9 protein-coding genes are annotated in these 15,651 nt (G+C 41.0%); 2 read left to right on the top strand and 7 right to left on the bottom strand.

Annotated features, from left to right (window positions below):
* Positions 1 to 104: 104 nt before the first annotated feature.
* A complete protein-coding gene (locus ACM0OY_RS10325) occupies positions 105 to 1,739 on the bottom strand; it encodes a hydantoinase B/oxoprolinase family protein (RefSeq protein ID WP_414568765.1) in 1,635 nt (544 codons plus the stop codon).
* On the opposite strand from ACM0OY_RS10325, the gene ACM0OY_RS10320 reads away from it, so the two are divergent.
* Positions 1,738 to 2,277, top strand: coding sequence for an N-acetyltransferase family protein (locus tag ACM0OY_RS10320; RefSeq protein ID WP_414568764.1), 540 nt, complete (start codon positions 1,738 to 1,740; stop codon positions 2,275 to 2,277). The genes ACM0OY_RS10325 and ACM0OY_RS10320 overlap by 2 nt on opposite strands.
* 5 nt (positions 2,278 to 2,282) lie before the next feature.
* On the opposite strand, the gene ACM0OY_RS10315 is transcribed toward ACM0OY_RS10320, so the two are convergent.
* From ACM0OY_RS10315 to ACM0OY_RS10300, 4 genes are all read right to left on the bottom strand, one after another.
* Positions 2,283 to 4,373, bottom strand: a complete 2,091-nt coding sequence (locus ACM0OY_RS10315; RefSeq protein ID WP_414568763.1) for a hydantoinase/oxoprolinase family protein — start codon at positions 4,371 to 4,373, stop codon at positions 2,283 to 2,285.
* Positions 4,374 to 4,596: 223 nt separating this feature from the next.
* On the bottom strand, positions 4,597 to 5,196 hold the full coding sequence (locus ACM0OY_RS10310) for a class I SAM-dependent DNA methyltransferase (protein ID WP_414568762.1): 600 nt from the start codon (positions 5,194 to 5,196) through the stop codon (positions 4,597 to 4,599).
* 16 nt (positions 5,197 to 5,212) lie between these two features.
* Positions 5,213 to 7,420: a CHASE2 domain-containing protein gene (locus ACM0OY_RS10305; RefSeq protein ID WP_414568761.1), complete on the bottom strand. Its 2,208-nt coding sequence runs from the start codon at positions 7,418 to 7,420 to the stop codon at positions 5,213 to 5,215.
* Positions 7,421 to 7,864: 444 nt separating this feature from the next.
* Positions 7,865 to 8,149, bottom strand: coding sequence for a hypothetical protein (locus tag ACM0OY_RS10300; RefSeq protein WP_414568760.1), 285 nt, complete (start codon positions 8,147 to 8,149; stop codon positions 7,865 to 7,867).
* Positions 8,150 to 8,537: 388 nt separating this feature from the next.
* Here ACM0OY_RS10300 and ACM0OY_RS10295 point away from each other — a divergent pair, with 388 nt between their 5' ends.
* On the top strand, positions 8,538 to 13,406 hold the full coding sequence (locus tag ACM0OY_RS10295) for a PAS domain S-box protein (protein WP_414568759.1): 4,869 nt from the start codon (positions 8,538 to 8,540) through the stop codon (positions 13,404 to 13,406).
* Positions 13,407 to 13,790: 384 nt separating this feature from the next.
* Here the strand turns inward: ACM0OY_RS10295 and ACM0OY_RS10290 are convergent, their stop codons facing one another.
* The gene (locus tag ACM0OY_RS10290) at positions 13,791 to 14,012 is read right to left on the bottom strand and encodes a hypothetical protein (protein ID WP_414568758.1); all 222 of its coding nucleotides are present in this window, start codon (positions 14,010 to 14,012) and stop codon (positions 13,791 to 13,793) included.
* A gap of 135 nt (positions 14,013 to 14,147) precedes the next feature.
* Complete coding sequence (locus ACM0OY_RS10285; protein WP_414568757.1) at positions 14,148 to 15,629, bottom strand: ATP-binding protein; 1,482 nt, start codon at positions 15,627 to 15,629, stop codon at positions 14,148 to 14,150.
* Positions 15,630 to 15,651: the final 22 nt, after the last annotated feature.

Below are 15,651 nucleotides of genomic sequence, written 5' to 3'. Positions count from 1 at the left end.
GTCGCTAACGCTGCGCTAACAGATCGCCGGAAACCGGCGCTCCGACGCCAGTTGCTTTCCGACGCAAGGCGACAGGAACGCACTGGCTCGACTTTTCGCTGCGCCTATGCGTGACCAAATCCACCTCCCCCAGGAGTTTCTATCACAAAAACATCACCAACATTCATCTCCACCGTTGCAGTACTATCTAAACTTTCTTCACTTCCATTTTGACGTTGTATCCAATTACGTCCGACTTTTCCCGCTTCCCCACCATTTAATCCAAAGGTCGGAACCAGCCGATGTCCAGAGAGAATATTAGCTGTCATCGGTTCTAAAAACCGGATACGACGAACAACTCCATTACCGCCAGAATATTTACCTTTCCCACCACTATGATCACGAAGACTAAAGCTTTCTAAAAGTACAGGATAACGTGTTTCTAAAACCTCTGGATCGGTCAAACGCGAGTTAGTCATGTGGGAATGAACGCCATCGGTTCCATAAAAATTAATTCCTGCTCCAGAACCACCACAAATAGTTTCATAATATTGATATCGTTCGTTACCAAAAGTGAAATTATTCATCGTTCCTTGAGAAGCAGCCATCACACCCAAAGCACCGTATAAAGCATCAACAATGGTTTGGGAAGTTTCTACATTACCTGCTACTACTGCTGCTGGATAAGTTGGGTTTAGCATACAGCCCACCGGGATAATAATTTCTAGAGGATTAAGACATCCGGCATTAAGAGGAATATTATCATCAACTAAAGTCCGAAATACATATAAAACCGCTGCTTGAGTTACAGCTTTGGGAGCATTGAAATTACTATTTAATTGCCCAGAGGTTCCAGTAAAATCAATAGTAGCGCTGCGCTTTTCTGGGTGAATTGTCACTTTAACTTGAATTTGTGCTCCATTGTCCATTTTATAAATAAATGAACCATCCTTGAGAACAGCGATCGCCTTTCTCACCGACTCCTCAGCATTAGCTTGCACAAATTTCATATAAGCTTGAACAGTTTCGAGCTTGTATCGCGAAACCATTTTTCGCAGTTCTTGAACTCCCCTTTCATTGGCGGCAATTTGGGCTTTGAAATCAGCTAGATTTTGCTCAGGATTACGAGCAGGATAAGTATGATTTGAGAGGTGATATCTGACTGCTGGTTCTCGAAAATTTCCTTCTTCAACTAAGAGAAAATTATCAAAAAGAATTCCTTCCTCTTCTACTGTGGTACTGTGGGGAGGCATGGAACCGGGAGTTATTCCGCCGATATCAGCTTGATGACCGCGAGAAGCAACAAAGAAGAGGGGCATAGGGCATGGGGCAGAAGAGGCGGAGGGGCAGAGGTGCGGAGGGGCAGAGGAGAAAGAACTTGTACAACAACTCTCCCCATCTCCCCAATCCCCACTTTCCAAAAATACAGGGGTAATTGCAGTTACATCAGGAAGATGTGTACCGCCGTTGTATGGGTTATTTGATAAATAGACATTTCCTGGTTTTACGCTGTCGCCTTTATCGTTAATTAAACTGCGAACACTTTCACTCATTGAGCCTAAATGTACAGGAATGTGGGGGGCATTTGCTACTAATAATCCAGAAGAGTCAAATATAGCGCAGGAAAAATCTAGCCTTTCTTTGATATTCACCGATGTTGCTGTGTTTTGGAGAACAATTCCCATTTGTTCGGCAATAAATTGATAGAGATTTTTGAAGATTTCTAAGCGGACGGGATCTGGTAGCGTTGTTGTGTACATGTTTGATTCCTATTCTTTGCTAAAATTATCTACTAAAGTGATTAAAAGTAATTCAATGAAGATTCGGTCTGCTACACCTGATGACATATTACTAATTTTTTCCTTTATCCAAAAAAAGTCTGAATTTGATAGAAACATTGGTGCTTATTCTGGCGTACTTCAAGTTACTGAGGAGAAAATAGGTAAAACGCTTTTTGGAACAATACCTTTTTCTTACGTTTTATTTGCAGAAACCTCAGAGTGTGTGGTTGGGTTTGCTTTATATGGATTCAGATATTCATCTTTTGTAGGGCAACCGAGTATCTGGCTTGATGATTTGTATGTGGATGAAGATATGAGAAGTCAGGGAGCAGGAGCCGCGTTAATGAGTTATTTAGCTCAAGTAGCAAAGGACAATGACTGTACCCATCTTGCTTGGAATGCTGATGTTCGCAACAGTCGCGGACTTAGTTTTTATAATAGGCTAGGTGCAAAAGTTACGGAGCAAAAAGGTAATCGCTGTTTTTTAACCTGGATACCACAAATACTTACTGTATAAGCAGTTTATAGACGCTGTAAAATTAAATGATTATATTCAGTTAATATTGCTTGCCAATTAGGTTCCACTACAATCGTGCTAATTTTTTCGACAATAATTGCAGTTCCAGTAATCCTATCTTCTGGTTGTAAATCTTCGCGTCGATAAACAGGTGTATCATGCCATTTATCAGCAGTAAACATCTGAACTATTTCAACAGATTTTGGCGCTTCATTTATAGAACGTGTACGAGTAATTAAGGGTTCTTCTGGTGTATCCATCTTCTGAATGACTTCTACTGAGACAGATTCGACAATTAAGGTTTTGTCTGATTGAATGAAACCATAGCGAGATTTATGTTCAATTTCAAAGTCTTGTCGCATTACTGCCACTTTATCAGCAAAATTCACTGTCAAGATAGAGTTAGTACCCTGATATTTTAAGTTAGTTTTTCGGACTACTTCTACTTGACTACTTGCTTCATTCATTTCACTTCTAGCTTGGGTTTCTAAATATTGCATTAAATGTTGTAGTTGAGGAATTAATGCTTGATTTAAAGGTTGTTCGACTCCTGATTCTCTAATCGCCCGCACATCAGCTAATCCCATTCCATAAGCAGAAAGAACTCCAGCATAAGGATGTAAAAATATCTTTTTCATACCCAAAGTATCGGCAATTAAACAAGCAACTTGCCCGCCTGCACCGCCAAAACAACACAGCACGTATTGTGTGACATCATAACCTCGTTGTAGACTGATTTTTTTAATTGCATTTGCCATATTTTCCACTGCGATCGCCATAAATCCAGCCGCTACTTGTTCCGGTGTACAATGATTTCCTGTAGCAGTTACAATCTCTTGGGCTAATTGTGCAAATTTCTCAATTACAACATCTTTATCTAAAGGTAAATTACCATCAATGCCAAAGACTGAAGGAAAATATTCTGGATGAATTTTACCTAACATCACATTTGCATCAGTAACCGCTAATGTTCCACCACGACGATAACAAGCAGGCCCAGGAATTGAACCAGCAGATTCCGGGCCTACACGATAACTAGAACCATCAAAAAATAGAATTGAACCACCGCCAGCCGCAATAGTATTAATTGCTAATACCGGAACTCGCATCCGCGCCCCAGCAATTTCTGATTCTAATTGTCGTTCATACTCTCCTTTAAAATGGGCAACATCTGTACTTGTTCCTCCCATATCAAAGGTAATTACTAACTCAAAGCCTGCCCTTTTACTAGTTTGAACTGCGCCAACAATACCCCCGGCTGGCCCACTCAAAATACTATCTTTGCCTTGAAATTGTTCGGCTGCAACTAAACCGCCATCAGATTTCATAAACATTAATTTGACTTGGGGTAGCTGACTGGCTATTTGGTTGACATAGCTGCGTAAAATAGGAGTTAAATAAGCATCGACTACTGTTGTATCTCCTCGGCTAACTAATTTCATTAACGGACTCACTTGATGAGATACAGATATTTGGGTAAAGCCGATTTCTTGGGCAATGGTCGCTACTTGTTTTTCGTGTTCAGGATAGCGATCGCTGTGCATAAAAACAATAGCACAACTCCGAATTCCTGTCTGATAAACTGCTTGTAAATCGAGTTTAACTTGTTCGATATTTACAGCAATTAATTCATTCCCTTTAGCATCATACCGTTCATCTACTTCTATTACCTGTTCGTAAAGCATCGTTGGTAGAACAATATGACGGGCAAAAATGTTGGGACGATTTTGGTAGCCAATTCGCAGCGCATCTTTAAAACCCTTGGTAATCAGCAGCACAACTCTGTCCCCTTTTCTTTCTAACAGTGCATTTGTGGCTACTGTTGTGCCCATTTTTATTACTTCTATTACTTCACTAGGAATAGGTTCCTTGCTGCAAATGCCCATAATATCTCGAATACCTTGAATAGCTGCATCTTGATATTGTTCGGGATTTTCTGAAAGTAATTTATAAACTATAAGCCACTGACGATTAGGCAGAGAAACAATTAAAAAACGTTCGGGATGTTCTAAAAGTCTGTCTATAATTGCTTGATTATTAGTAACAGCAACAATATCTGTGAATGTACCGCCCCTGTCTGCAAAAACTTTCAACATCGTTCTGTTTCATGAATAGCTTATAAGTAGATTAACAATAAGATGTGGCGTGTTTCTACTTCGGCTGTAGAAAATTTTCCAGACAACTGTCGAAGATTAACCTCCATCGATATGAGTAATATCATTTCCGCTTGATTGCTTGTTAAACCCTAAGAACCCTACCCCGCCAAAGCTGCGCTTTGTCTCAATTGAGGTAAATTTATACATCCGCTGCAATGATTAGTTAAGTCTTTTGAGCAATTATATAGACATGATTTTCAGGATATTGATCGTATTCAAGATGGCGGCATGTACAGTGATGCTCAATCAAAATTTGTAGGAAAGCATCTACACCTAAAGTGCTGTAGTCAAAGTCTAGACCTTGAAATGACCCTGAAATCTCGCTGTTTGTATGTCCACCGCCACAGGTGAACAGAAGTACTCCATCAGGTTCAAGAGCATCGCATAGCTTTTTGATAACAGGCTCTTGCATATCGAGCGGTAAATGAAATGTGCTGTCCCAAGCACAAATTAAGCTGTAAAGTTTTGGAGGAATCCAACAGCAGATATCTTCGTTGTAAAATTTCATTTCTGGATGCAGGTACTTAGCTAAATCGATCATTTGGGTGGAAATATCAAGTCCTTCAGCCCGAAATCCATACTTGGAAAAGACGTTAATGAAACGTCCGCTGCTTCCACACCCTATGTCAATAGCTGAGTGCCGCTTAGAAGTAAATTTGATAGCTCGCTCTAATTGTGCGATACCGTATAGCGAATCTTGATGCTTAATCTGCCACCATCGGGCAATTCTATCATATTGGGCAGCTGTAGCATTCGGATTCATAATGATAAATCTCACTTCAATTGATTGAAATACGTTTTAAATCTTGTAAAACTGCGGCGGCTGATTGATAGCGATCGCTAAAATGATAGCAAACCATTTTATCTAAAATCACTGCTAATTCTTCGCTGATTCGTGCTGTTTGTCGCCACATCACATTACCCGTTTCCTGATCTGGATGTAGTTCCTGTGGTAGTATTCCAGTTATTGCCTGAATAGCAATCATTCCTAAAGCGTAAATATCACTACACAACCGGGGATGACCAGCAAACTGTTCTGGAAGTGCATAACCCCGTGTTCCAATGGCTACCGTTGCTAATTCTGTTTGTTCGCTACTGGGCGGCTGCATGAGTTTTACAGCCCCAAAGTCAATCAATACTAACTGATTATCTTCAGCGCGTCTAATAATATTAGTCGGTTTAATATCACGATGAATCACCCGATGTTGATGAACAAATACCAGAATTTCCAAAACTTCTTTGAGCATTCCAATTACAAATGATTCGTTTTGTAAATTCTGCACGGGTGGCAATTCTTCACTTAAAGTATGTCCCTCGATGTATTCTTGAATTAAATAAAATTCTTGGTTATCTTCAAAATAAGCAAGTAGTTCGGGTATTTGATGATGTTTACCCAAAGTTTCTAAAATTTCTGCTTCACTATTAAATAATCTGCGAGCAACTTGCAAAAATCTGCTATCTTGGCGGGCTGGCATTAATTGTTTCACCACACAAGTTGGATTACCTGGTCGTTGAGTATCTTGTGCTAAATAAGTACGACCAAATCCGCCTGCACCTAAGACTTTTGAGATTTGGTAACGTCCACCCAAAAGTAAATCACCAGATTTTGTTTGTGGTGAATCGATTGCAGGAGGAAAATCAAGCTGCGAATCGGGAATTGCTGTTTGATCTTCTAAGAGTAGATTTAATTGAGCGATCGCTTCTTGTTGTTTTTCAACTTGGAGAATAATTACCTGAGTCTGCCGCTCATTTTGATAATTAGTATAAGCCATGACGCCGATCATACTAATTGTTAAAGCCAAACCAGAGGGAATTAACGGTATCCATCCGGCTTGAAGAAATAAAATAATGCAGATTCCCACCAATACAACTAGGGTTATTCCTCCTACCGTTAGCAAAAGCAACGGATTTCGCCACCACCATGCTAAAGTACTACCTAAAACTGCCCAGCCCCACACCCAAATTAGTTCTACCCAGTCAGGCCAATACCAAATTAAAGGCCGCCCATCCAACACTTTACTAATCAGTTGACTTGCTATCTGTGCGTGAATAAACAGAGCAGGCATTCTTGCTGGTTGATCTGGTAAACTGCTGTAAGGTGTATAAAAGCTACCTGGAACCAAGTTAGCTGAAGTAGTGCCAATAATTACCAGACGGTCTTTAAATAAACTAGGATTAACGCGATCGCTAAGAACTTCTGTCAATGTCACCCGATCCGCGAGATAATTGGGGTGACGATAATTTAATAGTATTTGATAACCATTTGCATCCAAATGTTGGTAACTGCCAGAATTAGGTTTTAGACGCCAGAAGATGGTTTTACCTAACTGAAAATCTCCTTGATCTGTAAATTCGTATTCAATGCCTTGTTTTTCCAAATAATTAATGGCAATTAGCGTCCCAAATGCAAATGATGTTGTACATTTTTCGTCTGTAGAATGAGCGAATAACAAGCTGCGGCGAAGGATTTGGTCGTTTTCATTATCAGGAACTACATCGCTAAACCCAACATTATCTATGGGAAAATTCGGCGGTGGTGGAATTTCAGATCTACCGACACTGCTAAACAAGCAAGTACTAATAATATTGTCTTGATTTTGTTTGTTTGCTGCTAAATTTTTATCTTCTGGTCGAAAAAGATATAAACCAACAATTCGCGGTTGATAAGAATTGATTTTTTGTAATAGTTGATTAATTTTAGTATCTGACAGATGCCATTTTTCTCGTTGGAGATCTGCATCAGTGATTGTTACCAGCAAAATCCGTCGATCGGGTGCTTCCGTAGGACGCGATCGCAACATTTGATCGTATACTCTTAATTCCCAAGGCTGCAACCATTTGAGTTCACGAATTCCCCAGATAGAGGCGGTGACCCCTACACTGCTAACCAAAATAATTTGTAGCCAGCTATTGCTGAAGGACGTTTTACGGGAATTTCGATCTTTGACAAACGGGACACGGAGTTTTTCTAAAAGTCCACTAATCACAGCGTTGCGGTGGTAGCCTGAATCGAGTAAATTACTCTAATTTAATCTAGCAATTTACTTGCTAATTCGAGGCGTTGGCTTGAGGGTCTTTTCAGGGTATGGAAAATCTAACGCCAAACCTAACCAGCGAGGAAGCTTTCCACCTCTGTGAAGCTGATGCGCTTTTAAATTGCATAGTTCAACTCGCTAGAAAGACGCGGGGATACGGAGATGCAATTTGAATGGCGATTAGCTTAACTCTCTTTTAATAGAAGCTAGGGCCTACACACAAATTTCTTGACCTGTTATGCCAATGCAGGTCGATGCATTGTTAATGCATGGGCTTGTCAAAATAAACTTACTCTACTAGGACTAGCCCTGACAAAGAAAAATGAAAATCTCTCTTCCCATGCCCCATGCCCCATGCCCCATGCCCCATGCCCCATGCCCCATGCCCCATGCCCATTATTCATCTGCTTTTGCTGGTTGAGCATCTTCAACAGAACTGGCAATTGCAAAGGAAATAGGCTCTGTAGATGAAGTGCTTGAATTTAACTGGGGGTGTTCGAGTGATGCTTCCATACTGGGATCGGTGAAATAGGAACCAACAATCTTGTCGTAGTTAGAAGCAACGGCTAAAAAAGCCCCACCCAAAATATAGATAGGCAATGGCAAGTTAAATTTTTGTAACCAGTCAAAAAATTCTGCCAACGCAAACAGTACAAAAAAGCAAGCAAGCCAAACTCTCATGTTTTCATCTTTTGCATTCAAATAACTCTATTATTAGCCCAAATAGCTTGCACTATAATGGTATGTATTAGACTAGAACTATCCCATAATCCCTACAACCCTAGATAGAGGCAGTCCAAATTATACAGGAATCAAATTTTATTTTAAAAAAATAACTTACTTTTGAGGCAACAGGCAAAAATAAATTCATCTTTCCCTATTGCCTATTGGCTATTGCCTATTGCCTATTCCCTACGTCTGGTATAAATATAAAAATACATTTAGCGTTATACTTTCACAGGTAAAACTGCCAACGATGCTAGGAGTTTCGTTTCACAGTATAAACCGATGGAGAGAAACTGATGAGGTGCTTTTAGCCAAATACATTCAAAAATGAGGAGCAGAAACTGTGACTGCTGAAATTCGGGCAACTTGCCCCCAAAATGTTGAAGAAATCTTAGCTACGATCAGCGATGCTTTTGTCATATTGGATTGTGAATGGCGCTACACCTATGTCAATGACAAGCTAGCTCAACTAGCTCAAATGAATAAAGAAGATTTCTTGGGGAAGAGTATTTGGGATTTATTTCCTAAGACAGTTAATAGCAGACTCTACACCGAGATGCATCGGGCTGTTGCCGAAGAAATTACAGTAAATTTTGAGTATTTAGACCCAACATGGCATCGTTGGTTAGAATACCGCGTCTATCCTGGGGAAAATGGCGTATCAATATTAATTACAGATATTACTGAACAAAAACGTAAAAAACAGCTTTTATCTGCACACTACACAGTCACCCAGATTTTAGCTGAGACCACTGTTTTTGCTAATGCTGTTCCTCTGCTGCTGCGATCGCTATGCGAAATCTTAGGATGGCAACTTGGTATTTTCTGGAGTGTAGATGAAAAAATTAATGCTCTGCATCGCATCGGTAGTTGGCATTCATCTGATTTGAGCATAGATACTTCCCAAGTATTTATCCAGCCTTCAACCCTCGCTATTGGGGAAGGGTTAGCTGTTCAAGTTTGGGGAAGTGGTCAACCTGTTTGGATTTGTGAACTTGCTCCAGATGAGAAATTGTTTGCAGCCGCCATCGAATTGCCGATTGTGCTGGGTAATAAAATTTTAGGTGTAATGAAATTCTTCACCAACCAAATTTTACAGCCTGACTCAGATTTACTTCAGATGATGAGTGCGATCGCTATTCAAATTGCTCAGTTCATCGAACACCAGCGAACCGAGTCATTATTGCAAGTAACACAGGAACAATATCGCCAAATTTTGGAAACTGCTGATGTTCCAATTTTGAATAAAGATTTTACCCATGTTAAAAATTTAACTAATAACTTCACAGATGAAGAAGTTACGGGTTTACAGCAGTGTTTGAGCGAACAGCAAACCGCACTGCGCGATCGCCAGCTCGTAGAAGAAAATCTGCGTTACAGTGAAGCACGCTACCGTTCCCTAGCACAAGCAAGCGCATCCATTATTTGGAGAGCCTCACCTTGGGGTAATGTTATTGACGAGATTCCTAACTGGCAGGCATTTACCGGTCAAAGTCCTGAAGAATACAAAGGCTGGGGTTGGGTAAATGCACTGCACCCAGAAGACCGGCAATCCGTAGCTGCAATCTGGAGACAGGCATTTTATGGACGTAATGTTGCAGTTGCAGAATATCGTGTCCTACGCTATGACGGGGAATACCGTCACATGTCTATACGCGGTGTGCCCATACTCAATCAAACAGGGGAAATCATCGAATGGGTGGGGATGTGTGTAGATATTAGTGAACGCAAGCAAGCAGAGTCAGAACGTGAGCGACTCCTAGCGCTACTAGAAACAGAACAGACTCGTTTGGTAGAAGCTAACGTGCTGCTTGATACCCTTTTCAATAACGCACCTATCGGGATTGGCGTATGGGATGAAAAATTGAGATACGTTCGCTTGAATCACGCTTTAGCTGAAATCAACGGTATGCCCCAAGAGATGCATATCGGTAAAACGGTTGCCGAATTGCTACCAGGAATAGCTTCGGAAGTCACCGAAGCTTTCCGTCATGTCGTGGAGACTGGAGAATCTATTTCCCAAGAAACTAGTGGAGAAACACCCGCTGCCCCTGGAGAGCAGCGCTACTGGTCAGTAAATTACTATCCGATTCAACTACCTGGCAAAATTACTTGGGTGGGCGCAATTTGCGAAGAAATCACCGAACGCAAGCAAGCAGAAGCCGAACGCGATCGCCTGCTTGAGGGCGAACGTTTGGCTCGTGTTGAAGCTGAGAACGCCAAAGAACAAGTTACGACAATTTTGGAGAGTATCACTGATGGGTTTCTTGCCTTTGACAGTGAGTGGCGCTTCACCTACCTCAACCATGAGGGAAGCAGAACTTTAGGGCGTTCCTCGGAGGATCTGCTAGGAAAGAACTTGTGGCAAGAGTTTCCAGAATTGACAGATACTAGTTTTGGTCAGCTTTATCTCAGAGCAGTTGCTTTGCAAGTGCCGCTAGAGTTAGAAGATTATTATCCACCCTTTGAAGCGTGGTTTGCTGTCCGCGCCTATCCCTCCGCCACAGGACTATCGCTATATTTCCGTAACATTAATGTCCGCAAACAGGCACAGGCAGCACTAACAGAGAGTGAAGCCCGTTTTCGGCTGCTGGCGGAGAATTCCACTGATATTATTTCACGTACTACAGTAGATGGAATTTTCCTATATCTTTCACCAGCTTGTTACACAGTACTAGGCTATCAACCAGAAGAACTAGTGGGTAGTTTCGGTGGCGAGTTACTTCACCCAGAGGATTTAGCTGAGATTCTCAAGAATTACCCAATCAACACTGATTTACCAGATATTTATACTCTTACTTATCGCACTCGTCACAAATACGGACATTATATTTGGTTGGAAACAACTGTTCGAGCAATTCGCGATCGCCAAACTCAAGAAATTTTAGAAATGCAAGCCTCTTCGCGGGATATTACTGAGCGCAAGCAAGTGGAAGCTAAACAGCGCTTTTTAGCTGAGGCTAGCGAAATTTTGGCTGGATCGTTGGATTATGAGACAACTTTAGCAAGCTTGGCGCGTTTAGTAGTACCCGAAATAGCTGATTGGTGCGTAGTTGATATGATTTGTGAAAATCAATCAATTCGCCGGGTTGCAGCCGCCCATGCCGATGCAGCGAAACAAGAACTCGTAGAACAGTTACAAAATTATCCGCCCAATTTGGCACAAACACATGGTGTTGCTGAGGTGATAGCAAAAGGCAAATCACAAATTACTCATTTTATTTCCTCAGAACAGATACAAGCGGTAACCTCAAATGGCAATCACTTCAAAATCTTGCAACAGCTAAATCCTCAGTCTGGGATGTGTGTATTGCTGATTGTTCGCGGACGGGTACTAGGAGCGATGAGTTTAGTATCTTCTACTAATCGTCGCTATGATAGTCAGAGCTTAATGTTAGCTGAAGAATTGGCTCGACGTGCAGCGATCGCTATTGATAACGCCCGACTCTACACAGAAACACAGCAATCGCAACAAGCTGCCGAACGAGCCGCATCTCGTACTGCTCGTTTGCAAGCCATTACTGCCGCCCTTTCTGAATCTCTAACTCCCGCACAAGTGGCAGAGGTGATTGTCGAGCAAAGTATGGCAGCTTTGGGCGCTAGTTCTGCTTTAGTAGCGCTACTGACAAACAACGGCACAGAACTGGAAATTATCCGTGCAGTTGGTTATGAGGAGGAAGCTGTAAACTTATGGCGTCGATTCTCGATTAATGCAGCCCTACCACTGGCAGAAGCAGTACGAACTAAAAAACCCGTTTGGCAAGAGTCAACAGCAGCAAGGGTGGCTCGTTACTCACATTTGGCTAAAGAATATGGTCGATATAACTACGGTGCTTGGATTTCCATTCCATTAATTATTGAGGGACGCGCCGTAGGCGGAATGTCCCTAGCGTTCACCGAAACTCAGGAGTTGAACCAAGATGACCGCGGCTTTGTACTGGCACTAGCACAGCAATGCGCCCAAGCAATGGAACGTGCGCGTTTATACGAAGCAGAACAAACTGCACGAGAAGCAGCAGAAAACGCCAACCGCATTAAAGACGAGTTTTTGGCAGTTCTTTCCCATGAATTGCGATCGCCACTTAACCCAATTCTTGGATGGTCGAAGTTACTCCAAACCAGAAAATTGGATGAAAAGACAATCCCTCAGGCGCTCAAAACTATCGAACGCAATGCTCAATTACAAGCTCAATTAATCGAAGACTTGCTAGATATTTCCCGGATTTTACAAGGTAAACTCAGCTTAAATATCCTTCCAGTTGATTTGGTATCTGTAATTTCCGCAGGAATGGAGACAGTGCGGCTGTCAGCAGAAGCCAAATCAATAGAGATGCACATCAGCTTGCAACCAAATCTGAGACAAGTTTTAGGCGACCCCAGCCGATTGCAGCAGATCGTTTGGAATCTGCTTTCAAACGCCGTTAAATTTACACCAGAGGGTGGACGGGTTGATATTCGACTCGAAGAAGCAGGGGAGCAGGGAGCAGGGAGCAGAGGGGAGGATCTTCTCCCCTGCACCCTGCCCCCTGCCCCTCTGCCTCCCTACGCCCAAATCACCGTCAGCGACACAGGCAAAGGCATCGATCCGAATTTTTTGCCCTATGTGTTTGAATATTTTCGCCAAGAAAACAGCAGCACTACCAGAAAATTTGGGGGATTAGGGTTAGGATTAGCCATCGTTCGTCACTTAGTGGAACTACATGGCGGCACAGTCAAGGTAGAAAGTGAGGGTGAAAATCGCGGCGCAACTTTTACTGTCAGACTGCCGATGATTCAACAGCCATCGGAGAGGAAACAAGACATTAACAACTCCGAGCCATCCTCAAATTTAAATAATATCAAAATTTTAGTAGTGGATGATGATGCCGATACGCGAGAATTCATTGCCTTTTTGCTAGAGCAATATGGGGCAAATGTGACAACAGCGGCATCAGCAGATGAAGCACTAGCCGCCTTAAAGCAATCTCTACCAGATGTGCTGTTAAGCGACATTGGAATGCCAGACGTAGATGGATGTATGTTTATGCGACAGTTGAGAACATTACCACCAGAACAGGGAGGAAAAATTCCAGCGATCGCACTTACCGCCTATGCTGGAGAAATGAATGCCAAACAAGTGCTTGCAGCAGGATTTCACAAGCATATCGCCAAACCAGTAGAGCCAGCCGAATTGATAGAAGCGATCGCCAACTTATATAGGAATCATATTTGATTTTTGAAATATACGTAGTTTTGGTGTGTTATGCCGTAGGCTAACGCACCAAAACCTTCGGGTGGTGCGTTACGGAAGCCGTAACACACCCTACACATACTTAGATTTTTTCAGAAATCAAATACTAGTCCTATATCATGTTGAAATGAACACTTAATATTAAGGCTGACCCAGGAAGCGGAGAGTTTTAAATTACAAGTAATTAGGACTTACGCAAAAACTCTCTGAAACTCTTATTTCTTTGTGTTCTTTGTGTCCTTTGTGGTAGCCTGCGGCAAGCCGCTCCGCGTCTACGTTTTTTCATAATTTTGCCTAAGTCCTGGTAATTAACCCGACTTGATATCACTCATGAGCATCACTTGTGATCCTTGCATAAATTCTGAATTAATCTAAGTTTCTTACATTAGTACAACAAAATGAAAAACCAACCATAAAGACAAAGAATGTAAAGCCATAATCTATAAAATTTAAAGAAGTTTTTGTAGTAATTATGCATACTAAACTAGTACACATCATTAAAACTCCACAAATAACTAAAGCAGCACTTATTACTATTGCTTTTAAATTGTTAACAGCTTCAATTAAATCTTCGCGATCTTCAGGCATAAAGAACACCATCGATTGTTTAATAAGCATTTTAGAGCAAATATAACTGCTGAAACAGAAAGAATCGGCGACACCAATTAAACCATCAAAACGTTCTTTCCGCTTCTAAATTCTGAATTCTCGTGCCATGACTTCTTAAGCGATAGGAATTTCAATAATAAACTTTGTTCCTTGGCAGTGTGAAGAAATACATTGTAATTGACCGCCGTGCTTGTCTGCCACAATTTGCTGACTAATTGATAATCCCATACCTGTGCCTTTGCCCATAGGTTTGGTGGTGAAGAAAGAGCTAAAAATTCTAGACCGGACATTCTCTGTCATTCCAACACCATTATCAGCAATTGATATCCTAACGTGATCGCCTCCCCCTATTTCCGTATTAATGAGAATTTGCGGCAAAGAAGTGAGACAATCTTGAGCGCAATCAACATCTTCCAAAGCATCAATGGCATTAGCTAAAAGATTCATAAAAACTTGATTTAGCTGACCAGCATAACAGGTTACTAATGGCAACGCGCCATAATTTTTGATCACCTCAATGGCTGGACGTTCCGAGTTAGCTTTCAATCGATGTTGCAATATCATCAAGGTACTATCAATCCCTTCATGAATATCAACTGGCTTTTTCTCAGTGTCATCTAAACGAGAGAATTTCCGTAGAGATAGCACAATCTGACGAATGCGATCGGCACCTAATTTCATCGAAGACAGTAGTTTTGGTAGATCGGAGATTACAAACGGCAAGTCTATTTCTTCAATGCGATCGATAATTTCTGGTGCAGGATTTGGATAGTGTAATTCGTAAATTTCTAGTAACTCTATTAATTGTTGAATATATTCCTGTGTCGGCAACAGATTACCATAAAGAAAATTCACAGGATTATTAATTTCATGAGCTATACCTGCAACAAGTTGACCCAAACTAGACATTTTTTCGCTTTGTACCAACTGCAATTGAGTGTGTTGCAGACTCTTTAAAGAATTTTCTAGAGCAATTGCTTTTTCTCTTTCTCTAGATTCACTGTCACGCAATGCAATTTCTATTTGTTGACATCGTTCAATTTCTAACTGTAACTTTTGACTTAAAGAATAACTTCTTAAAGCCGTTAGTATAGTAGTGTATAACTTTTGGCTAGTTAATTCAGTTTTAGTTTTATAATCGTTAATATCGTAATTAAAAATAATTTCCTTTTCTGGTACATGACCTGGTTGCCCAGTACGTAAAATAATCCGTACTAATTGGTTACCTAAAACCTCACGAACATATTGAACAAAATCTAGTCCAGCATTATCTGTTTCCATAATTACATCTAACAGAATTATGGCAATATCCGAATTTTCTGCAATTAACTGTTTAGCTTGACTAGCTGAGTAAGCATTCAGAAAAGCCAAAGATTTTTGTTCAAAAACAAAGTTAGTCAGCGCAATATTAGTAGCAGTATGAACTTCTGATTCATCATCTACAATTAAAACTTTCCAACTTTCAACAGGTAATTCATCATCTATTTCAGCCGCAAAGACTAACTCATCATCTAAATTTTTTGAACGATCGGCATCAGATGAAAGCACATTTGTAAATAGCCTTTCTTCAAAAATATTAAAACTATTTTGTAACATAAACTTAGTATCCTATAAAAAA

This window comes from Nostoc sp. CCY 9925, from assembly GCF_963920935.1.
Lineage (GTDB): Bacteria > Cyanobacteriota > Cyanobacteriia > Cyanobacteriales > Nostocaceae > Nostoc.
This window is presented reverse-complemented; position numbering and strand designations above follow the sequence as displayed.